22 protein-coding genes are annotated in these 21,523 nt (G+C 64.5%); 12 read left to right on the top strand and 10 right to left on the bottom strand.

All coding sequences use genetic code 11. The features are described 5' to 3' along the window. Positions 1-48: 48 nt before the first annotated feature. A complete protein-coding gene (locus tag AKN83_RS30690; protein WP_050406386.1) occupies positions 49-939 on the top strand; it encodes a crotonase/enoyl-CoA hydratase family protein in 891 nt (296 codons plus the stop codon). Continuing rightward, positions 936-1,610 carry an esterase/lipase family protein gene (locus tag AKN83_RS30685; protein ID WP_050406385.1) on the top strand — a complete coding sequence of 225 codons (675 nt, stop codon included), beginning with the start codon at positions 936-938 and terminating at the stop codon, positions 1,608-1,610. The genes AKN83_RS30690 and AKN83_RS30685 overlap by 4 nt, the downstream gene beginning before the upstream one ends. A gap of 64 nt (positions 1,611-1,674) precedes the next feature. Here AKN83_RS30685 and AKN83_RS30680 read toward each other — a convergent pair whose 3' ends face one another. The 3 genes from AKN83_RS30680 to AKN83_RS30670 form a co-directional block, all read right to left on the bottom strand. After that, positions 1,675-2,649, bottom strand: a complete 975-nt coding sequence (locus AKN83_RS30680) for an NADPH:quinone oxidoreductase family protein (RefSeq protein WP_050406384.1) — start codon at positions 2,647-2,649, stop codon at positions 1,675-1,677. Beyond that, entirely contained in the window at positions 2,649-3,260 is a 612-nt protein-coding gene (locus tag AKN83_RS30675) for a 2-hydroxychromene-2-carboxylate isomerase (RefSeq protein ID WP_050406383.1), read from the bottom strand. The genes AKN83_RS30680 and AKN83_RS30675 overlap by 1 nt, the downstream gene beginning before the upstream one ends. Before the next feature lie 66 nt (positions 3,261-3,326). Beyond that, entirely contained in the window at positions 3,327-4,031 is a 705-nt protein-coding gene (locus AKN83_RS30670) for a glutathione binding-like protein (RefSeq protein ID WP_050406419.1), read from the bottom strand. A 99-nt stretch (positions 4,032-4,130) separates the two neighbouring features. On the opposite strand from AKN83_RS30670, the gene AKN83_RS30665 reads away from it, so the two are divergent. Then, complete coding sequence (locus AKN83_RS30665) at positions 4,131-5,153, top strand: methionine synthase (RefSeq protein WP_050406382.1); 1,023 nt, start codon at positions 4,131-4,133, stop codon at positions 5,151-5,153. 16 nt (positions 5,154-5,169) lie between these two features. On the opposite strand, the gene AKN83_RS30660 is transcribed toward AKN83_RS30665, so the two are convergent. The 3 genes from AKN83_RS30660 to AKN83_RS30650 form a co-directional block, all read right to left on the bottom strand. Beyond that, positions 5,170-5,793 (bottom strand): hypothetical protein, encoded by a 624-nt coding sequence (locus AKN83_RS30660; protein ID WP_050406381.1) that lies wholly within the window; start codon positions 5,791-5,793, stop codon positions 5,170-5,172. 150 nt (positions 5,794-5,943) lie between these two features. Continuing rightward, a complete protein-coding gene (gene gpt, locus AKN83_RS30655) occupies positions 5,944-6,471 on the bottom strand; it encodes a xanthine phosphoribosyltransferase (protein WP_050406380.1) in 528 nt (175 codons plus the stop codon). Between the two features lie 6 nt (positions 6,472-6,477). Beyond that, positions 6,478-7,230, bottom strand: a complete 753-nt coding sequence (locus tag AKN83_RS30650; RefSeq protein ID WP_050406379.1) for a competence/damage-inducible protein A — start codon at positions 7,228-7,230, stop codon at positions 6,478-6,480. 240 nt (positions 7,231-7,470) lie between these two features. Between AKN83_RS30650 and AKN83_RS30645 the strand changes: the two genes are divergently transcribed. From AKN83_RS30645 to AKN83_RS30630, 4 genes are all read left to right on the top strand, one after another. After that, entirely contained in the window at positions 7,471-8,889 is a 1,419-nt protein-coding gene (locus AKN83_RS30645; RefSeq protein ID WP_050406378.1) for a circularly permuted type 2 ATP-grasp protein, read from the top strand. 170 nt (positions 8,890-9,059) lie between these two features. Then, the gene (locus AKN83_RS30640) at positions 9,060-10,004 is read left to right on the top strand and encodes an alpha-E domain-containing protein (protein ID WP_050406377.1); all 945 of its coding nucleotides are present in this window, start codon (positions 9,060-9,062) and stop codon (positions 10,002-10,004) included. 160 nt (positions 10,005-10,164) lie between these two features. Next, positions 10,165-11,007, top strand: coding sequence for a transglutaminase family protein (locus AKN83_RS30635; protein ID WP_050406376.1), 843 nt, complete (start codon positions 10,165-10,167; stop codon positions 11,005-11,007). A gap of 151 nt (positions 11,008-11,158) precedes the next feature. Further along, a complete protein-coding gene (locus AKN83_RS30630) occupies positions 11,159-11,584 on the top strand; it encodes a carboxymuconolactone decarboxylase family protein (RefSeq protein ID WP_050406375.1) in 426 nt (141 codons plus the stop codon). A 27-nt stretch (positions 11,585-11,611) separates the two neighbouring features. On the opposite strand, the gene AKN83_RS30625 is transcribed toward AKN83_RS30630, so the two are convergent. Continuing rightward, a complete protein-coding gene (locus tag AKN83_RS30625; RefSeq protein WP_050406374.1) occupies positions 11,612-13,222 on the bottom strand; it encodes an ABC transporter substrate-binding protein in 1,611 nt (536 codons plus the stop codon). A gap of 288 nt (positions 13,223-13,510) precedes the next feature. Here AKN83_RS30625 and AKN83_RS30620 point away from each other — a divergent pair, with 288 nt between their 5' ends. Then, a complete protein-coding gene (locus AKN83_RS30620; protein ID WP_050406373.1) occupies positions 13,511-14,272 on the top strand; it encodes a proteasome-type protease in 762 nt (253 codons plus the stop codon). A 12-nt stretch (positions 14,273-14,284) separates the two neighbouring features. Further along, on the top strand, positions 14,285-15,046 hold the full coding sequence (locus AKN83_RS30615) for an SDR family oxidoreductase (protein ID WP_050406372.1): 762 nt from the start codon (positions 14,285-14,287) through the stop codon (positions 15,044-15,046). A 321-nt stretch (positions 15,047-15,367) separates the two neighbouring features. On the opposite strand, the gene AKN83_RS30610 is transcribed toward AKN83_RS30615, so the two are convergent. Beyond that, positions 15,368-16,591 (bottom strand): MFS transporter, encoded by a 1,224-nt coding sequence (locus AKN83_RS30610; protein WP_050406371.1) that lies wholly within the window; start codon positions 16,589-16,591, stop codon positions 15,368-15,370. Positions 16,592-16,705: 114 nt separating this feature from the next. Between AKN83_RS30610 and AKN83_RS30605 the strand changes: the two genes are divergently transcribed. Further along, positions 16,706-17,956, top strand: a complete 1,251-nt coding sequence (locus AKN83_RS30605; RefSeq protein ID WP_050406370.1) for a NupC/NupG family nucleoside CNT transporter — start codon at positions 16,706-16,708, stop codon at positions 17,954-17,956. Between the two features lie 160 nt (positions 17,957-18,116). Here the strand turns inward: AKN83_RS30605 and AKN83_RS30600 are convergent, their stop codons facing one another. Together AKN83_RS30600 and AKN83_RS30595 are read right to left on the bottom strand one after the other, a co-directional pair. Further along, the gene (locus tag AKN83_RS30600) at positions 18,117-18,683 is read right to left on the bottom strand and encodes a cupin domain-containing protein (RefSeq protein WP_063695600.1); all 567 of its coding nucleotides are present in this window, start codon (positions 18,681-18,683) and stop codon (positions 18,117-18,119) included. A gap of 100 nt (positions 18,684-18,783) precedes the next feature. Then, the gene (locus tag AKN83_RS30595) at positions 18,784-19,074 is read right to left on the bottom strand and encodes an usg protein (protein ID WP_063695599.1); all 291 of its coding nucleotides are present in this window, start codon (positions 19,072-19,074) and stop codon (positions 18,784-18,786) included. A 392-nt stretch (positions 19,075-19,466) separates the two neighbouring features. Between AKN83_RS30595 and groES the strand changes: the two genes are divergently transcribed. Further along, positions 19,467-19,781 carry a co-chaperone GroES gene (groES, locus tag AKN83_RS30590; protein ID WP_050404062.1) on the top strand — a complete coding sequence of 105 codons (315 nt, stop codon included), beginning with the start codon at positions 19,467-19,469 and terminating at the stop codon, positions 19,779-19,781. A gap of 44 nt (positions 19,782-19,825) precedes the next feature. Then, complete coding sequence (gene groL, locus AKN83_RS30585; protein ID WP_063695598.1) at positions 19,826-21,466, top strand: chaperonin GroEL; 1,641 nt, start codon at positions 19,826-19,828, stop codon at positions 21,464-21,466. Positions 21,467-21,523: the final 57 nt, after the last annotated feature.

Here is a 21,523-nt window from a genome sequence, read left to right as displayed (position 1 = left end):
GGTCGAGCCCGGCAATGACAAATAGATCGAAGGAAGGAAATCATTCCCATGGCGTATGAGACGATCAAGTACGAGGTCGCCGAGCAGATCCTGACCATCACGCTGAACCGGCCCGACAAGCTCAACGCCTTCAACGCCACGATGCAGCAGGAGCTGATCGATGCGTTCGACAAAGCCGACAAGGACGACGACGTCAGGGCGATCATCGTGACCGGTGAAGGCCGCGGCTTCTGCGCCGGCGCCGACCTCTCCTCCGGCGCCAACACCTTCGACCGCGATGCGCGGCGCGGTCCGGTCAAGCGCAATTCCGACGGCAGCGTCGACTACAGCGATCCTCAGGTGCGCGACGGCGGCGGCCAGGTGACGCTGCGCATCTTCAAGTGCCTGAAGCCTGTCATCGCCGCGGTGAACGGTCCCGCAGTCGGCATCGGCGTCACCATGCAGCTCGCAATGGATATCCGCATCGCCTCCGAAGCCGCGCGCTTCGGCTTCGTATTCTCCCAGCGCGGCATCGTGCCGGAGGCCGCCTCGAGCTGGTTCCTGCCGCGCATCGTCGGCATCTCGCAGGCGCTGGAGTGGTGCTACTCGGGCCGCGTCTTCCCGGCGCAGGAAGCGCTCGCCGGCCGGCTCGTCAGCAAGGTGGTGCCGCCCGACGACCTGCTGCCGACCGCACGCGCGCTCGCCAAGGAATTCGCGGCCAAGACCGCACCGGTGTCGGTGGCACTGATCCGCCAGATGATGTGGCGCATGCTGGGCGCCGACGATCCGATGGAGGCGCACAAGGTCGACAGCCGCGGCATCTATGCCCGCGGCCGCTCCGAGGACGTCAAGGAAGGCGTGGTGTCGTTCCTGGAGAAGCGCCCGGCGCAGTTCAAGAACAAGGTCTCGTCGGATATGCCCGACTATTTCCCGTGGTGGCAAGAGCGCGAGTATAAGTGAGCGAACGGCGTCCCGCGGCGTCCACCCCGGACGGCGTCGTCCTGCTGCACGGCATCAGCAGGACGGCGCGCTCGTTTCGCAGGATGGAGCTGGCGCTCAAGGATGCCGGTTTTGCCACCCTCAATCTCGACTATGACAGCCGGCGCAAAGGGCTCGAAGCGCTGGCCGAAGATATCCACCCCTCGCTCGATCACTTCGCCCAGAGCTGCGACGGCTCCGTGCATTTCGTCTGCCATTCGATGGGCGGCCTGCTGGCGCGCGTCTACCTGGCGAGATATCGGCCCACGCGGCTCGGCCGCGTCGTGATGCTGGGCACGCCGAATGGCGGCAGCGAGATCGCCGACCGCCTGAAACACCTCGCGGCCTATCGCGCCTTCTTCGGCCCGGCCGGACAGCAGCTCGTCACCCGCCGCGATGCCGCGACCAGCGCATTGCTGCCGGCGATCGATTATGAGGCCGGCATCATCGCCGGCAACCGCTCAGTCTATCCGATCACATCCATGGGCATGCCGCGGCCGCATGACGGCCGGGTGTCGGTAGCCAACACCCGGCTCGACGGCATGGCCGATCACATCGTGATCCGCACATCACATCCCTGGCTGGTGCGCAACAAGGATGCGATCGCGCAGACCATCGCATTCCTGCGAGATGGGGAATTCACTAAAGCATAGCCGTCATAGCGAGGAGCAAAGCGACGAAAGCAATCCATTGCTTCGCTTCGCTCGCAATGACGAACTACTGCATCATCAGCGCCACGCGTCCGATCGCCTTGCGCTCGATCAGGAGCCGCATCGCCTTCGCGTAATCCTCCAGCGGCAGCCGGTGTGAGATATTTGGCCGCACCCGGCCCGCCTCGGCCCATTCGCTCAACGCCTTGAACCTGACTTCGCCGAGCGCAGGATCCTTCCGCACCGCCTCGCCGGCGCGAACCCCGAGCACACTCGCGCCTTTGATCATCAACAGATTGGTGCGGGCAAGGCCGATGCCGCCGGTGAAGCCGACGACGAGAATGCGCGCGCCCCAGTTGATGCAGCGCATCGAGTTCTCGAACACTTCGCCGCCGACCGGATCGAACACGACATCGGCGCCGCGGCCGTCGGTGAGGCGCTTCACAGCATCGCGGAACGGCTCGCGCGCGTAGAGCACGAGATGATCCGCGCCGCGTTGCTTGGCGATCGCCAGCTTCTCCTCGGATGAGGCCGCCGCGATCACGGTGGCGCCGAGCAGCTTGCCGATCTCGACCGCGGCAAGCCCGACGCCGCCGCCGGCGCCATGCACCAGCAGGACCTCGCCCGGCTCGATCTGTCCGCGGTCGATCAGCGCGTGATACGCAGTGCCGTGTGCGGCAAGGAAGGTCGCGCCTTCCGCATAGTCGAAGGTCGACGGCACCGGCACGAGCTGCGACGGTGTCGCAACGGTCTCGTCGCAATAGGCGCCGAAGCGCATCTTGACGATCACCTTGTCGCCGACGGCAACCCCGGTTGCGTCATTGACCTCGACGACATCGCCGGCAGCTTCCGAGCCCGGCGTGAACGGCAGCGGCGGCTTGAGCTGGTATTCGCCGGCGGCCATCAGGATGTCTGGGAAATTGATCCCGGCGGCGCGGATGGCGACGCGCACCTGTCCCGGCTGCAAGGACATCGAGGCAAAATTTTCGAGCTGAAGACGCTCGGGCGGGCCGAGCTCTCGGCAAACAACGGCTTTCGGCATCAGGCGGCTCGCGCCTTGAGGCGTGCCAGTGCCTCGCGGATCAGCGGCAGGCGGTCGTTGCCGAAATACATGTCGGTCTTGTCGAGATAGATCGTTGGCGAGCCAAAGCCGCCGCGCGCCATCACCTCATCGGTGTTGGCCTTGAGCTGGTCCTTGATCGCCTGGTCGCCGATGCCGGCGAAGAACTGCGCCGGATCGATCCCGAGCTTGCTGCAGATTTCGGCCAGCACCGCGTCCTGCGAGATGTCCTTGTCGTCACCCCAATAGGCCTCGAACACCGCGCGCGCGAACGGCACCATCTTCTCGTTGCCGAGAAGGATGCAGCCGCGCATCGCCTTGACGCTGTTCACCGGGAACACGGTCGGCGGCATCTTGATCGCCAGCCCGGCCGAGCGCGCCCAGTCGGCCAGATCCTTCTTCATGTAACGCGCCTTCAGCGGCACCGGCGTCTCGCGCTGCGCGTAGACCGACGGATTGACGGTGTTGAAGATGCCGCCGACCAGGATCGGCCGCCAGCTGATCGGCGCGTCGAACTCTTTCGCCAGCGGCTGGATGTTGTGCCAGGCGAGATAGGTCCACGGGCTGGAGCAGTCGAAGAAGAATTCGATCATGGCGTTTCCTTTTGTTGTAGTTCTCTCTCTTTCGTCATTCCGGGGCGCGCCCCGGAATGACGACGGTCATTTCTTCTCGACCAGCTCCTTCGCACGCTGGCCGAACATGTTCTTGCGTGACTCCTCGTCGAACGGCTCCTTGACGAATTTTCCGATCGCAAGCCCCGCCTGCACCTGCGGGCGGGCACGCACGGTCGCGTACCAGCGCTTGATGTTCGGGTAGTCGTCGAGGGTGAAGCCCTGCGCCTTGTGGGTCATGGTCCAGGGGAAGCAGGCGATGTCGGCGATTGAATAGTCATCGCCAGCGATATGAGCGCCGGTCCTGCCGAGCTGGCGGTCGAGCACGCCATAGAGCCGCGCCGTCTCGTCTCGGTAGCGCTCGATCGCGTAGGGAATCTTCTCGGCCGCATAGAGCGCGAAATGGCCGTGCTGGCCGAGCATCGGCCCAAGGCCGCCCATCTGCCACATCACCCATTGAATGACGTTCGACCGCGCCCGCAGCTCCCTGGACAGGAAGCGGCCGGTCTTGTCGGCGAGATAGATCAGAATCGCGCCGGTCTCGAACACCGAGAACGGCCCGCCGCCGTCGGCGGGCGCATGGTCGACGATCGCGGGGATGCGGTTGTTCGGGCTGATCGCCAGGAATTCCGGGCGGAACTGCTCGCCGGCCCGGATGTTCACCGGGATCACCTGATAGGGCAGCCCCAGCTCCTCCAGCATGATCGAGATCTTCCAGCCGTTCGGCGTCGGCGCGTAGTGCAGGTCGATCATCGGCGTCCACTTCCCCATCACAAAGACTTTTGTTGTTCTGTACCTCCACTCTAGGACATGGCACACAGGCGCTCAATCAGAACCCATCGGGAGGCACCCATGCTGTTTCCAACCACGATCGCAGGCTCCCTGCCGAAGCCGGAATGGCTCGCGGAGCCGAACATGCTGTGGGCGCCCTGGAAATCGCAAGGCGCCGAGCTCGCCCGCGCCAAGCGCGACGCCACGGTGCTAGCGGTCAAGCTGCAGGAAGATGCCGGCGTCGACATCGTCACCGAGGGCGAGCAGGCGCGCCAGCACTTCGTGCACGGTTTTCTGGAGCGGATCGAGGGCATCGACTTCGCCCACAAGGTTGAGATGGGAATCCGCAAGGACCGCTACAAAGCCATGGTGCCGCAGGTGGTCGCGCCGCTGCAGCTCAAGGGCCGCGTCCATGAAAGCGAGGCGCGCGCGGCGCGCGCCCACACCAAAAACAAACTGAAATTCACCCTGCCCGGTCCGATGACCATCATCGACACCATCGCCGACCAATATTACGGCGACCGCGTCAAGATGGCGTTTGCCTTCGCCGAGCTGTTGAACCAGGAAGCCAAGGCGCTGCAGGCCGACGGCGTCGACATGATCCAGTTCGACGAGCCTGCGTTCAATGTCTACATGGATGAGGTGCGCGACTGGGGCATCAAGGCGCTGGAGCGCGCCGCCGAAGGCCTCTCCTGCGCGACTGCTGTGCATATCTGCTACGGCTACGGCATCAAGGCCAACACCGACTGGAAGCAGACGCTCGGCGGCGAATGGCGGCAATATGAAGCGACCTTCCCGGTGATCGACAAGAGCACGATCCAGCAGGTCGCGATCGAGTGCCGCAATTCGAAGGTGCCGATCGAGCTGCTCGCCGCGCTGCCCGGCAAGATCGTGCAGGCCGGCGTGATCGACGTCGCCAGCGACGAGGTCGAGACTGCGGAGGACGTCGTCAAGGTGATCGAGGCCGTGGCGAAATACGTGCCGAAGCGCAACATCATCGCGACCACCAATTGCGGCATGGCCCCGATGCGGCGCGATATCGCCGAAGCCAAGCTCATCGCGCTCGGTAACGGCGCGAAACTGGCGCGACAGCGGCTGGCGTAGGCGCAGCGCGGGCGGCTCAGCCCAAAACAGCCGCCGCGCTCGGATGCAGCACCGCCCGATAGCCGGCCTGGAACGCACGAACGGTCGACGGCGGCGTCAGCAGCATGGCGGGAGCGGTCGCGTCGGCCGGCACGTAGCCGGCGAACGACCAGCGCAAGGTCTTGCCACCGGCAACGAGAAAGCTTTCCCCGTTCGCCTGCACCATCGCGCCATCGGGCAGCTCATCGATCGGCTTCGGCAGCGGATGCAGCCGCTTCTTGCCGCGGTCGAGCCGCTCGGCATGCAGCACCGCATCCATCGCCTTGGCGCTGAGGTCGCTCACGCCGTTGCCCTCCTCCCACGCGGCACGAAACCGCTTGGCGTCGTCGCGGCGGCAGTAGAAGCAGGGCCGGTGCCCGGCCGCGAATGCGGTTGCCTCATCGAGGAAGAACAGCTCGGTCCAGCTCTGCCGGCTCATCACCTCACGCCGCCGTCCCCTGAACTCGCAGACGCAGGTGAGCCACGCCGGCGACGACCAGCGCCTGTTCAGCAGCGTCCGCGTCGCGGGGTCGTGGATGATGCCGCGATTGCCGGTGAAGGTGCCGCGATGATGGGTAGCGACGATATCGCCAGTCGGGGTGACGCGGTTTTGCAGGGGCATGGTCTTCCTTCCCCTCGCCCCGCTCTTGCGGGGAGAGGGTTGGGGTGAGGGGCGCTTCCGCAAAGATGGTGAAAGTTGAACGCGCGGCGAGTCCCCTCACCCGATCGCTGCGCGATCGACCTCTCCCCGCAGGCGGGGCGAGGTGACTCCTTAAGCCGCCCCATCCCTGATCGGCGGCTGGAACGACAGCGCGGTGTCCCAGGGAAAAAAGATCCAAGTGTCCTGCGACACCTCGGTGATGTAGGTGTCGACCAGCGGCCGGCCCTTCGGCTTGGCATAGACCGTCGCGAAATGTGCATCCGGCAGCATCTCGCGCACCAGCTTGCCGGTCTTGCCGGTATCGACGAGGTCGTCGACGATCAGAAGCCCCTTGCCGGTGCCGCCGCCGAGCTTGGCGGTCTGCTCCGAGATGCCCTTGAGGACCTTCAGGTCGCCCTGCTTGTCGTGGTCGTAGCTGGCGATGCAGACGGTATCGATCACCCGCAAGCCGAGTTCGCGCGCCACGATCGCCGCCGGCACCAGCCCGCCGCGGGTGATCGCGATCACCGCATGGAACGGGCCGACCTCGTTGAGCCGCCAGGTCAGCGCCCGGCAATCCCGGTGGAATTGATCCCACGACACCGGGAACGGCCTGCCGGCCCGATCCTGTGCACTCGATTCAGAATTTCTCTCAACCATGTCGCCTCAACCCGCCGGCTTCTTCTGTGCGGCCTGCACCTGCTTCAACATCTCCTTCACCGCGGCCATGGCGGCGGCGAGCTTCTCCGGATCGCGCGAGCGGACCACCAGATTGGTGTTCGGCTTCTGGTTCTCGTCCTGGAACGGATAGCTGCCGATGATGGTGTCGGGATTGGCTTCCGCGATCGCCCGCAGCGGGCCGCCGATGTCGCCTTCCCGCGCATCGGCGCGGACCGAGTCCGACAGCATCCGCACGCCGGACTTCAGGGTCGGCGCCACGATGTCCATCATCGCCTGCATGATGGTGGGGATGCCGGCCATCACGATGACGTTGCCGAGCTTGAAGCCCGGCGCCAGAATGGTCGCGCTCTGGATCAGTTCGGCGCCGTCGGGCACCCGGGCCATCCGCAGCCGCGCCTCGTTGAGGTCCTGCTCGCTCCAGCGCTCCCTGAACCGCGCCACCACATCGGGATGATGGTGGATATCGACCCCGAACGCCTTCGCCACGCTGTCGGCGGTGATGTCGTCATGGGTCGGCCCGATGCCGCCGGTGGTGAACACGTAGGTGTATCTATGCCGCAGCGCATCAAGGGCGGACACGATGTCGGCCTCGTCGTCGGCGACGACGCGGACCTCCTTCAGGTCGATGCCGATATTGGTCAGGTATTCGGCGATGAAGCCGATGTTCTTGTCCTTGGTCCGGCCGGACAGGATCTCGTCGCCGATCACCAATATCCCCGCCGTGACGATCTCGCTCATGGTCTCATTCCTTAAACTTGATCCCCTGACATTGCCGATCCAGTGCCTTGATGTCACGGGGTTTTGCCGCCGAATTAAGCAGACCTCAGCCGGTTTTTCAGGCAGGCCTTCCGCCTTCCCCTTAGCAAATGCCACAAGCCAATGCATATCGCGCTGGCCCGCCCCTTGCTACCATCCCATCAAGTCATGCACTGTGTCACATGGCTCGTGAGGGCTGGCTTGGGAGGGCAGTCGGGATATATGGCAGTCGCGTTCGATGAGATGAACGGCCTCGGCGAGGATCTCCGCCCGGCCTACCACGAGCTCTCCCGCTGGCTCAAAGAGACGCCGCCGGATGCGCTCGAATATCGGCGCCAGGAAGCGGAGCTGCTGTTCCGCCGGATCGGCATCACCTTCGCGGTCTACGGGGATTCCGAGGCCCAGGAACGGCTGATCCCGTTCGACGTCATCCCGCGCATCATGTCCGCGACCGAGTGGACCCTGCTGGAGAAGGGCTTGAAGCAGCGCGTGCTCGCGCTCAACATGTTCCTCAAGGATATCTATCACGGCCGTGACATCCTGCGCGCCAACGTCATCCCCGAGGACCTGATCTTCCAGAACCCGGTATTTCGTCCGGAGATGAACGGCCAGGACGTGCCGCACGACATCTACGTCCACATCGCCGGCATCGACATCATCCGCACCGATCCGGACAATTTCATCGTGCTGGAGGACAATGCGCGCACGCCGTCCGGCGTGTCCTACATGCTGGAAAACCGCGAGATCATGATGCGGCTTTTTCCGGACCTGTTCGCGCGGCACCGCGTCGCCCCGGTCGAGCGCTATCCGGACGAGCTGTTGTCGGCGCTGCGCTCGGTGGCGCCGCACAGCGCCTCGGCTGAACCTACGGTCGCGTTGATGACGCCCGGCGTCTACAACTCGGCCTACTACGAGCACTCGTTCCTGGCCGACAAGCTCGGCATCGAGCTCGTCGAGGGGCGCGACCTCATCGTCAAGAACGACGAGGTGTTCATGCGCACCACGGAGGGGCTGAAACGTGTCGACGTGATCTACCGCCGCGTCGACGACGATTTCCTCGATCCCCTCACCTTCCGTCCGGATTCAGCGCTCGGCGTCCCCGGGCTGATGTCGGCCTATGCCGCCGGCAACATCACGCTCGCCAACGCGGTCGGCACCGGCATCGCCGACGACAAGGCGATCTATTCCTACATGCCGGACATCGTAAAATTCTACCTCAGCGAGGAGCCGATCCTGAAGAACGTGCAGACCTGGCGCTGCCGCGAACCGCAGGACCTGTCCTACGTGCTCGACAACCTCGCCGACCTCGTCGTCAAGGAGGTGCACGGCTCGGGCGGCTACGGCATGCTGATCGGCCCCGCCGCCACCAAGGCGACCATCGAGGCATTCCGCGACAAGCTCAAGCGCGAGCCGGAGGGCTTCATCGCCCAACCGACGCTGGCGCTGTCGACCTGCCCGACCTGCACCGACAAGGGCCTGGCGCCGCGCCATGTCGACCTCCGCCCGTTCGTGCTGACCGGCTCGAGCCAGACCACCATCGTCCCCGGCGGACTGACGCGGGTGGCGCTGAAGGAAGGCTCGCTCGTGGTCAATTCGAGCCAGGGCGGCGGCACCAAGGACACCTGGATACTGAGTGAGTGATTTGAAGCCCAACGCGCTGCGCGAGACCTCCCTCCCCCTGCGAGGGGGAGGGTTGGGGTGGGGGTCGGCCGCATACGCCGAATGGAGAGAGGACCCCCACCCGCCGCTGCGCGTCGACCTCCCCCTTTCAGGGGGAGGTGAAACACGTTTCGTCTTGTAGGGACTATCGCATGCTGTCGCGCACCGCCGAAAACCTGTTCTGGCTGGCCCGTTATGTCGAACGCGCCGAGTATCTCGCGCGCACGATCGACGCCACGCTGCGCGTCACCGCGCTGCCCGCGGCCTATATCGGCAAGACCAATGAGTGGGACTCCGCGCTGCTCACCGCCGGCGTCGGCGCGGCGTTCTACGACCATTACGAAGAAGCCAACGAGCGAAACGTCGTCGAGTATCTGTCCTTTTCGTCGGAGAATCCCTCCTCGATCAAGAACTGCATCGAGGCTGCGCGGCTCAATTCGCGCTCGGTGCGCACCGCGCTGACGTCGGAGATGTGGGACACCATCAATTCGTCGTGGATCGAGCTGCAGGCTGTCTGGAACAAGGGTCCCGCCAATCGCGAGGAGCTGGCGAAGTTCCTGCGCTTCGTGCAGGAGACCTCGCTGCGCTTCGACGGTTCGGCGTACCGCACCATGCTGCGCAACGACGCCTACTGGTTCTCGCGGCTCGGCGTGCATCTCGAGCGCGCCGACAACACCGCCCGCATTCTCGATGTGAAGTATCACGTGCTGCTGCCCGAGGAAGAGCATGTCGGCGGCCCACTGGACTACTACCAGTGGACCTCGATCCTGCGCTCGGTGTCGGCGACGACCGCCTATCACTGGGTGTACCGGGAAACCCTGAAGCCGTGGCTGATCGCCGACCTGCTGATCCTCAACGACACCCTGCCGCGGTCGCTCGCCAGCTGCTACAGCAACCTGGTGCGCAATCTGGACCAGATCGGCGTCGCCTATGGCCGCCAGGGCGCCGCCCAGCGCCACGCCCGTGGCATCCGGAACCGGCTCGAGCACAGCCATATGGACGATATCTTTCAGCACGGCGTGCACGAATTCATCCAGGAATTCATCGCGGACAATTCCCGGCTGGGTGAGATCATCACCAAGCAGTATCTGATCTGACCGATACGGCCGAAAACGTGCTCAAATTGTCGTCATGGTGGCCCCCGCGCCGGCCATCGAAGTCTTGCTTTCGCGGCCGATTAGGACGAAGACGTGATGCCCGGCATGAGGCCGGACACGATGCTCCTGCCCGAAAAATCGACTGAACTGCGGTTGAGCCATGCGCCTGCGGATAGCCCACACCACCACCTATCGCTACGAGCCGGCGGCCTCGGGCGTGATCCAGATTCTGCGGATGACGCCGGGCAGCCATGACGGCCAGTATGTCGCGGACTGGCAGATCGACGTCTCGACCGATTCCCGGCTCGACATCCATGAGGACGCGTTCGGCAACGTCACCCACGTGCTGACGCATGGCTCGATCACCGATCTCACCATCCACTGCGAAGGTCTGGTCGAGACCCAGGACACCGGGGGCGTGCTGAAAGGCAGCGACGAGCGGTTTCCGCCGAGCCTGTTCCTGCGCCCCACGCCGCTGACCGACCTCAACCCGGCGATGACGAGCTTGGTGCGCGAGCTGCGCGCGGAAGCAGGTAGCGACGTGCTCGGCTTCCTGCACGCGCTGATGGTGCAGATCTACGAGCACATGAGCTTCGACGAAGACCCGACCAACAGCGCCACCTCGGCCTCCGAGGCGTTCGCGCTGAAGCGCGGGGTCTGCCAGGACTACGCGCACATCCTGATCGCCTGCGCGCGCGCCGGCGGCGTTCCGGCGCGGTTCGTCTCCGGCCACTTCCTGCGCTCCGACGGCATGGTCAACCAGCAGGCCGGCCACGCCTGGGCCGAGGCCTTCGTGCCGGATTTGGGCTGGGTCGGCTTCGACGCCGCCAACGGCATCTGCACCACCGATGCCCATGCCCGCGTCGCGATCGGCCTCGACTATCTCGGCGCCGCCCCGGTCCGCGGCACCCGCTATGGCGGCGGCAACGAGACGCTGACCGTCGCGGTCAAGGTCGACCAGGCCGGCCGCCCCGGGCAGTGGCAGAGCCAGTCGCAGTCGTAAGGCTGACCCCTCTTCGCATCTGTCATTGCGAGCGCAGCGAAGCAATCCATCTGCCCCCTTTCGGAGGCATGGATTGCTTCGTCGCTTCGCTCCTCGCAACGACGGCGGGGGTGCTATGATGGCTGCTTCAACAAGACCAGCGAGACAACTCATGGCCACCGTAAAGCTGCTTTCCGACGACGAGCTCTCGACTGAGGCCCGCGCCGTCTTCGACGACATCCGCAAGACGCGGAACTCGGACTTCGTCAACAATTTCTGGCGCGCGCTCGCGCATGATCCGAAGACGCTGCGGCGGACCTGGGAGAGCATCAAGGAGGTGATGGCCCCCGGCGCGCTCGACCCGAAGGTCAAGGAGATGCTCTATGTCGCGGTCTCTGTTGCGCATGGCTGCAGCTACTGCATTCATTCGCACACCGCGAGCGCACGCGCCAAGGGCATGACCGACGCCGAATATCAGGAAATGCTGGCGATCGTCGGCATGGCCGCCGAGACCAACCGGCTGGTCACCGCACTCGGCGTGCCGGTCGACGATGCGTTCCTCGTCGGCGCACCGGCGGGAGGTAAGCAGGAGCCGTGACGGCCTGGGCTCTCCGCTGCATCGCGGTCACTTGTCCAGCCAGACATCCTCGAAGCGCAGATTGTTGTACTGGCTGTTGTCGTGCGGATGAAAATTCCTCACATAAGGCTGCCAGCAATTGCCGGCCGATGAGTGCAGGATGACCGGCCGCGCCGCGTCCTCGACCAAGAGGCGCTCGATGTCGAACACGATGTTGCGGCGCTTGTCCTTGTCGACCTCACGCGACTGCGCGGCGAGTAGCCTGTCGACCTCGGCATTGCAATACTGGGTGTAGTTGCGCTCGGAGTTGCAGGAGTAGTTCTCGACCAGGTTGCCGTCGGGATCGTCGACACTGACGCCGGTGACATTGAGGCCGATCGTGTAATCCTTGCGCTGCAGCCGCGAGTACCAGCGCGGCGTATCGAGGATATCGAGCTCGGCTGTGATGTAGATCTTCTTGAGCTGGTCGGCGAGGATCACGGCCGGGTCGCGATAGGTCGGCAAATTGCGGGTCTGGATCTTGATCGACAGCGGCTTGGCGTCGCTGTAGCCGAGCTTCTGCATGATCGCCTGGGCATCCGCGAGGTTCTTCCCGGTGTCGGGTCCGTAACCCATCAGCGTCGACAGGATCTCCGGCGGCATGCCCCACTCGCCTTCGGGCCTCGCCTGCATCGCGCCGCCGAGCCGTCCGGTGCCCTCGAACAGGATACTGTTGAAGGCATTGCGATCCAGCGCCAGCGACATCGCCTTGCGAATCTCGGGATTGTCGAACGGCGGATTGACGCGATTGACCAAGAGATTGATCTGCAGATTGGTCGAGGTCATCTCGCAGATCGCGCTCGGCGCCCGCGCCTTGACGTCCTTCATCAGGGGAATGCTGACGTCGGACGGAAAGGTGATGTCATAGTCGCCGGTCGCGAACGCCAGCATGCGCGTGGCGCGACTGTCGATCGAGCGCACCGTGATCTCGTCGAGATACGGACGGTCCTTCTTGAAGTAGTCGGGGTTGCGCACCAGGCGGATCGAATCCCCGCGCCGGAATTCGACGAATTTGAACGGCCCGGTGCCGACCGGCTTGGTGCGCATCACCTGCTGCGGCACGTGGCAGGGATAGACCACCGAGAAGGCGCTGGCGAGCAGCGCCAGCAGCCCGGGCTGCGGCTCGGTCAGTTCGAAGGTCGCCTCGTCGTCGCCATTGATGCTGACGTCCTTGAGCTTCGAATACCAGACCTTGCGCGGGTTGCGCTTGAAGTCCTGGGTTTTGGAGTCTTGGGTCTCGCTCTTGCCGATCAGCATCCGCCAGGTGCATTGCACGTCCCTGGCGGTGAACGGCTGGCCGTCATGCCATTTCACGCCGTGATGCAGCTTGAAGGTGAGCCTTGTGTTGGTGGAATCCCACATCCAGCTCTCGGCGAGATCAGGGATCACGGTGTCGATCGATTCGTGCACCTTGGCCGGATCGAACACCACGAGGTTGTTGAAGACCGCCGCGAACGGCATCACCGAGGCGATGGTGGATTCCTCGAGCAGCGAGGTCGAAGGCGGATTGTCGTTGTGATAGAGCCGGAGCGTGCCTCCCTTCTTCTGCGCCGATGCAGGGCTCGCGGCCATCACGGCTGCGCCCAAGGCCATGATGCACGTAGCCAGTCTGAATGACATTCTCGCCTCCCGGAATTCTTGTTGTTCTTGTCGATTGCAGGCAGTCGACCACAACGCCATCGGCCTCGCAATGACAGGGGGTGCAGATCATTGCCCGCTGCGCGCAACACAGAACGGGGCCGGGCAAGCACGGGCGGCTGGCGGTGGAACAGGGCCTGACACGGACCGCCGCCGGCCCACTTTTGACGGGCCATCGCATGTCCCGTCACGGGGAATTGGGGTTGGATGCGACCTCGAAATTGGCTACACGTTTGGCGCCGAGAAACCCGGACCGTTTGAGGGCTGGAAATGACCTATTGCTGCGGAATTCTGGTGCGCGACGGCCTCGTCATGATCGCCGATACCCGCACCAATGCCGGCCTCGACAACGTTTCGACCTTCCGCAAGCTGCACATCTTCGAAAAGCCCGGCGACCGCATCATGGCGATCGCCAGCGCGGGGAATCTCGCGATCAGCCAGTCGGTGCTGTCGACCCTGACTGAGGGCATGGAAGATCCGCACACCGGCGAGCTCGAGACGCTGATGAACGCGCCGACCATGTTCCAGGCGGCGCAGCGGATCGGCCGCGCCATCCGCTCGGTGCATGCCACCGAGGGCGATGCGCTGCGCTCCGAGGACATCTCGTTCGATGTCTCGTTCCTCTTCGGCGGCCAGATCAAGGGCTCGCGGATGCGCCTGTTCATGGTCTACACCGCCGGCAACTTCATCGAGTGCACCACCGACACGCCCTATTTGCAGATCGGCGAGCACAAATACGGCAAGCCGGTGCTCGACCGCGCCATGCATTACGACGTCGAGCTCTACGAGGCGCTCAAGACCGGGCTGATCTCGATGGATTCGACGATGCGTTCCAATCTCGGCGTCGGCCTGCCGATCGACGTGCTGGTGGTCCGCACCGACGCCTGCGAGGCCGATCTCAACCACCGCATCGAGGCCGGCGAGCCCTATTTCCACGATTTGCGCTCGCGCTGGTCGGCGGCGCTGCGCGCGGCGCACCAGAACATTCCGCGCCCACCCTACAAGAACGAAACCGAAGCAAAAACCAAGTAAGAGGAAACTCGGATGACCGAAGCAACCAGCAAGATCGCACTCGTCACCGGCGCCGGCACCGGTGTCGGCCGCGCGGCATCGCTCGCTTTGATGGACAAGGGCTACACCGTGGTGCTCGCCGGCCGCCGCATCGAGATGCTGGAGGAGACCGCCAAGCTCGGCCCCGCCGGCAAGAGCCTGTGCGTCTCGGCCGACATGGCCAATCCGGCCGCGATCGCCGCGCTGTTCGACAAGGTCAAGGCGACCTACGGCCGGCTCGACGTTCTCTTCAACAACGCCGGCATGGGCGCGCCGCCGGTGCATTTCGAGGACCTGCCGCTCGAGCAGTGGCAGGCCGTGGTCAACACCAACCTCACCGCGCCGTTCCTGTGCACCCAGCACGCCTTCCGCATCATGAAGGACCAGACCCCGCGCGGCGGCCGCATCATCAACAACGGCTCGATCTCGGCGCATGCGCCGCGGCCGTTCTCGGCGGCCTACACCTCGACCAAGCACGCCATCACCGGCCTCACCAAAGCCTCCAACCTCGACGGCCGCATGTATGACATCGCGGTCGGCCAGGTCGACATCGGCAACGCCGCGACGCCGATGACCGATCGCATGGTCAACGGCCCCGGCGTGCTGCAGCCGGACGGCACCACCAAGCACGAGCCTCGCATGGATGCGAAAGCGGTCGGCGACGCCGTCGCCTACATGGCCGGCCTGCCGCTCGACGCCAATGTGCTGTTCATGACTGTGATGGCGACCAAGATGCCGTTCGTCGGTCGGGGCTGATCTTCCCTTTTTCGCTTGCGGCAGAGCTACACGAGGGCATGGCCGGAATTGTCCCGGCCATGCCCTCGCAGGGCGTACGGTCAAAATATCGAAAACAACCCCATGCACAGTAGCCGGCGACTGCCGGCGCCCGACACGGCGACTTGACACGTCGGGCAACTCAGCAGTATTTTTCCATTATTCCGAAATCGTGCGCGGGGGAAGAAGGTCAGCGCGAGGGCGAGCCTTCACGACGACGGTGAGAGACGAACCCGCGGAGAGTCCCCCTCACCCGCCGCTTCGCGTCGACCTCTCCCCGCAAGCGGGGCGAGGTAAGAAGCCCTACTCCAGCTTCTCTACGTCGCGCAGCGTCGGGAACAGCTTCATCCAGAGCAGCGCCACCGCAACCGTCGCGACGCCGCCGAGCACGGCCGACGGCACGGCGCCGAGCAGCGCGGCGGTGACGCCGCTTTCGAACTGGCCGAGCTGGTTGGACGCGTTGATGAACAGGAAATTCACCGCGCCGACGCGGCCGCGCATCTCGTCCGGCGTCGCCAGCTGCACCAGCGAGAAGCGAATCACGACGCTGATCGTATCCGCCGCGCCGAGCACCGCGAGCGCCAAGGCCGATAGCCACATCCAGTGCGACAGCGCGAACACCACCGTCGCCACACCGAACACGATCACCGACTGGAACATGCGCATGCCGACACGGCGGTTGATGGTGTGACGCGCCAGCACCATCGTCATCAAGAGCGCGCCGAGTGCCGGCGCCGCGCGCAGGATGCCGAGGCCGAGCGGGCCGGTGTGCAGGATGTCGCGCGCATAGATCGGCAGCAGCGCAGTGACGCCACCGAACAGCACCGCGAACAGATCGAGCGAGATGGTGCCGAGGATCGCCGGATTGCTGCGAACGAAGGTGACGCCGGCAAACAGGTCATCCGACACCTCGCCGTTCTTCGCTGCCGCCTGCTGCAAGCGGCCGATTCCGCCGGTGAGCAGCGCGCCGAACAGCCAGAACACCATCATGATGCCGTAGGGCGCGCTCGGCATCAGCGCATAGGCGAAGCCGCCGAGCGCGGGTCCCGTGATGGTCGCAACCTGCGCCGCGCCGCTCGAGATCGCGGTCGCCCGCTGCAGCGAACCTTGCGGAGCGATCAGCGGCAGCAGCGCGGCGGTCGCCGGGCTTTCGAACGCACCGGCGATCCCCAGCACGAAGGTCGCGACGAAGATCTGGATCTCGGAAATGGTGCCGGCAAATGTGCTTCCGGCGAGAAACAAAGCGGTCAGCGCTTCCGCCACCTGGCAGGCCTGCACCACGCGCTTGCGCTCGAAGCGGTCGGCAGCATGGCCTGCGACGAACACCAGGAGCGCCGTCGGCAGGAACTGGATCAGACCGACCATGCCGAGCTCGAACGCGCTGCCGGTCAGGTCATAGATCTGCCATCCGATCGCGACCGCGCCGATCTGGCTGGAGAAGCGCGACAGGCTGCGCGACGACAGGAAGAACAGGAACGGTCTGTGACCGAGCAGATCGCGGGCGCCGGCCGGCATGGCGGAGGACATGCACGATTGCGTGGCTGAGCCCCTGCAACTTGTCAATGGATTCGGGATCAACGCGCAACAGCATTGCGCTGCGCGAAGCCCCTGCCATAATCCGTTGAGGTTCTTGGGGGCGTGATGCTGCAGTTGCAATCGGCGTTCGGCGTGGTGGCGTTGCTGGTGATCGCCTGGGCGTTGAGCGAGAATCATCGGATGGTGTCGTTGCGGCAGGCGGCGATCGGGCTCGGCGTCACGGTCGTCACCGCACTGGTGCTGATCAAGGTGCCGCTGGTGACGCAGGCGTTCGGCGCGATCAACGATGCCGTCGGCACGATCGCAGCGGCGACGCGCGCCGGCACCGCCTTCGTGTTCGGATATGTCGGCGGCGGCCCGGCGCCGTTCGATCCGAAGGCGCCGGGCTCGGATTTCATCCTCGCCTTCCAGGCGCTGCCGATCGTGCTCGTGATGAGCGTGCTGACGACGCTGCTGTTCTATTGGCGCGTGCTGCCGCCTGTGGTGCGCGGCATGGCCTGGATCCTGGAGCGCACGCTCGGCGTCGGCGGCGCGGTCGGGCTCTCGACCGCAGCCAATATCTTCCTCGGCATGGTGGAAGCGCCGCTCTTCATCCGCCCCTATCTGGGCCAGCTCACCCGCAGCGAATTGTTTCTGGTGATGACCGGCGGCATGGCCGGAATTGCCGGCACCGTGCTGGTGCTGTACGCGACGCTGCTGGCGCCGCTGATCCCGGATGCCGCCGCGCATTTCGTCATCGCCTCGGTGCTGGGTGCGCCGGCCGCCATTCTTGTCAGCCTGATCATGGTGCCGGAGACATCCGACAAGCGTACCGGCGGATCGCTCGAGGATCCCGATGTCCAGGTGTCGTCGACGATGGACGCGATCGTGAAGGGCACCGCCGCGGGGCTCGAGCTCTTGATGAACATCATCGCGATGCTCTTGGTGCTGGTCGCCCTGGTCTATCTCGCGAACAAGATCATCGGGCTATTGCCGGAGATCGGCGGCGCGAAGATCTCGCTGCAACGGCTGCTCGGCTACCTGATGGCGCCGGTGTGCTGGCTGATGGGGCTGCCGTGGCCGCAGGCGATCACGGCGGGAAGCCTGATGGGCACCAAGACCGTGCTGAACGAGTTGATCGCCTATGTCGATTTGTCGAAGCTTGGCCCGGACGCGCTCGATCCGCGCTCGCGGCTGATCATGCTCTACGCGATGTGCGGCTTTGCCAATTTCGCGAGCCTCGGCATCATGATCGGCGGCCTCGGCATCATGGCGCCCGGACGGCGCGACGAAATCAACGGGCTCGGCCTGAAGTCGATTGTGTCAGGGACGCTGACGACGTGCCTGATGGGCGCGATCGTGGGGATGCTGACGTAGCCGTAGCCCGGATGGAGCAAAGCGCAATCCGGGGCGGTGCTGACCGTGTGCGTGAATCCCGGATTTCGCTGCGCTGCATCCGGGCTACGATACGTTTTCTTCGTCATTCCGGGGCGGCGCCAACGGGTCGCGCGAACGCGCGCCCCGGAATGACAGAAAGCTACGCCTTCAACTCCACCGTCTTGAACTCAGCCGGCAGGATCACTTCCAGCAGTTCGACGTCGTCGGAATAATCCAAAATCATGTGCCGGATGCGCGGCGGCTGGGTCCAGGCGCTGCCTTCTCGCATCAGCGTCTCGCCTTCACCTTCCATGTAGGTCTTCACCCAGCCCTTGAGCACATAGACCATCTGGAAGTCGATGTCGTGGAAGTGCAGCTTCGAGACTTCATCCGGATTGCACGGTCCCTGCAGCCGGATGACATGCGCCTGCGCGAGGCCATGAGAGGCTGCGGCGATACCGAGGTCGCGGTACTTGGCGTAGGCACGCAGCCCGTCGGCCTTGAAATCCTCTTCGCGGTGATGGCTGATCGCGACGCGCTGCTTCGGCCGCGCCTTGGTTGCCGCCTTGGCCGCTCTCTTGGGCGCGCTCTTCCTGGCCGCCGAAACGCGGCCTTTCGACTTGATGGTCTTCCGCGCGGACGATTTTTTGGCACCGGCGCCAAGCCCCGACCATTTCTTCTTCACCGCGGTCTTGGCTGCGGATCTCGATGCCGTCTTCTTGGCCATTGTTCGCCTCCCGTCTTCTTGTGACGGCGAAGGCTAACACAAGTCGCGCTGCGCGAGGTGGACAAAGGCGCCCACCGCGCGCCCTGCCCGCCCGGGCGGATCAATGCAGCCGGAACACGCCGTCGACGGCGCGCAGTTCGGCCGGCTTGACCAGCTTGGAATGCGCCACCGTCACCGAAAACAGCGGGCCTTCGAGCTTCTGCTGCCAGAAGCTGAGGAAATCCTGCAGCGCCGGAAATTTCGGAAACAGGTCGTAGTTCTGCCAGACATAGGTCTGCAGCAACGAGGGGTGATCCGGCATCCGATAAAGGATTTGCGCCGTCGTCAGCCCATACCCCAGCAACTGCTTCCGGAAATCGTCGGAAACACCCCCACCAACTCGCGAGTCCATGCCAACCTCCTGTGACGGAGCGCATTCACGTGGTGGCCGACCTCCCCGCCGGACCACCGGGCAATGGATGCGCTCACATGAGAGAAATGTGACGCACGCGACTAACCCATCACAAGCCCAAATGTTTAATAGGTTGTTGAAATTTCTTGCGTTAGCAGCAGCTTACCGCATCTGCTAATAGCCGCGGTGCCCCTCGGTGCGGCATTAAGGATGCCGAAATGATCTCGGCATGTTTTGGCAGCCGTCATCCGCGAGTGCCAATTTTTCTGCTAGAGGCACTTGCCCGCCGCCAAGGCTTGACCTATCTCCTTCGCAACCATCCTGGCACTCGCCGGGCTGGACTGCTAACACTCCAAAAATCTACAGCATCCGCAAATATTTAGGAGGACTGCATGCAATTCCGTCCGCTTCACGACCGCGTCGTGGTCAAGCGCATCGACGCCGAAGAGAAGACTGCTGGCGGCATCATCATTCCGGACAGCGCCAAGGAAAAGCCCTCGCAGGGCGAAGTCATCGCCGTCGGCCCGGGCGGCCGCGATGAAGCCGGCAAGCTGATCCCCATCGACGTCAAGGTCGGCGACCGTGTCCTGTTCGGCAAGTGGTCCGGCACCGAGGTCAAGATCGACGGCGAAGACCTGCTGATCATGAAGGAAAGCGACATCATGGGCGTGCTCGACGTCCCCGCTTCCAAGAAGAAGGCGGCCTAAGCGCCTCCCTCCCTCCCAGGTAAACCTCTCAAGGAAAAACTCAGATGGCAGCTAAAGAAGTCAAATTCTCCGTCGAGGCGCGCGACAAGATGCTGCGCGGCGTAGACGTTCTCGCCAACGCGGTGAAGGTCACGCTCGGTCCGAAGGGCCGCAACGTGGTGCTCGAAAAGTCGTTCGGCGCTCCCCGCATCACCAAGGACGGCGTCACCGTCGCCAAGGAGATCGAGCTCGAGGACAAGTTCGAGAACATGGGCGCCCAGATGGTGCGCGAAGTCGCCTCCAAGTCCGCTGACGCGGCCGGCGACGGCACCACCACGGCGACCGTGCTCGCCCAGGCGATCGTGAAGGAAGGCGCCAAGTCGGTCGCCGCCGGCATGAACCCGATGGATCTGAAGCGCGGTATCGACCTCGCGGTCGAAGCCGTCGTTGCGGACCTCCAGAAGAACTCGAAGAAGGTCACCTCGAACGAGGAGATCGCCCAGGTCGGCACCATTTCGGCCAACGGCGATGCCGAGATCGGCAAGTTCCTCGCCGACGCCATGAAGAAGGTCGGCAACGAGGGCGTGATCACGGTCGAGGAAGCCAAGTCGCTCGAGACCGAGCTCGACGTCGTCGAGGGCATGCAGTTCGACCGCGGCTACATCTCGCCCTACTTCGTCACCAACGCCGACAAGATGCGCGTTGAGATGGACGACGCCTACATCCTGATCAACGAGAAGAAGCTCTCCTCGCTGAACGAGCTGCTGCCGCTGCTCGAGGCCGTGGTGCAGACCGGCAAGCCGCTGGTGATCGTCGCTGAGGACGTCGAAGGCGAAGCCCTCGCCACCCTCGTCGTCAACCGCCTGCGTGGCGGCCTGAAGGTCGCGGCCGTCAAGGCTCCGGGCTTCGGCGATCGCCGCAAGGCCATGCTGCAGGACATCGCGATCCTGACCGGCGGCCAGGCCATCTCGGAAGACCTCGGCATCAAGCTCGAGAACGTCACGCTGCAGATGCTCGGTCGCGCCAAGAAGGTGATGATCGACAAGGAAAACACCACGATCGTCAACGGCGCCGGCAAGAAGGCCGACATCGACGCCCGCGTTGCCCAGATCAAGGCGCAGATCGAGGAGACCACCTCGGACTACGACCGTGAGAAGCTGCAGGAGCGTCTCGCCAAGCTCGCAGGCGGCGTCGCGGTGATCCGCGTCGGCGGCGCGACCGAAGTCGAGGTGAAGGAGCGCAAGGATCGCGTTGATGACGCGATGCACGCGACCCGCGCGGCAGTCGAGGAAGGCATCGTCCCGGGCGGCGGCGTCGCCCTGCTCCGTGCTTCCGAGCAGCTCAAGGGCCTGCGCACCAAGAACGACGACCAGAAGACCGGCGTCGAGATCGTGCGCAAGGCGCTGTCGGCTCCGGCTCGCCAGATCGCGATCAACGCCGGTGAAGACGGCTCCGTCATCGTCGGCAAGATCCTGGAGAACAAGGCCTACAACCACGGCTTCGACTCCCAGACCGGCGACTATGCCGACCTCGTCAAGAAGGGCATCATCGACCCGACCAAGGTCGTCCGTACCGCGATCCAGAACGCTGCCTCGGTTGCCGCGCTCCTGATCACCACGGAAGCGATGGTTGCCGAGCTGCCGAAGAAGAACGCCGGCGGCCCCGCGATGCCTCCGGGCGGCGGCATGGGCGGCATGGACTTCTAAGTCCAGCCTCTCAAGGCAATTCACGAAATGCAAAACCCCGGCAGCGATGCCGGGGTT

The sequence above is a fragment of the Bradyrhizobium embrapense genome (genome assembly GCF_001189235.2).
GTDB classification, from domain to species: domain Bacteria; phylum Pseudomonadota; class Alphaproteobacteria; order Rhizobiales; family Xanthobacteraceae; genus Bradyrhizobium; species Bradyrhizobium embrapense.
This window is presented reverse-complemented; position numbering and strand designations above follow the sequence as displayed.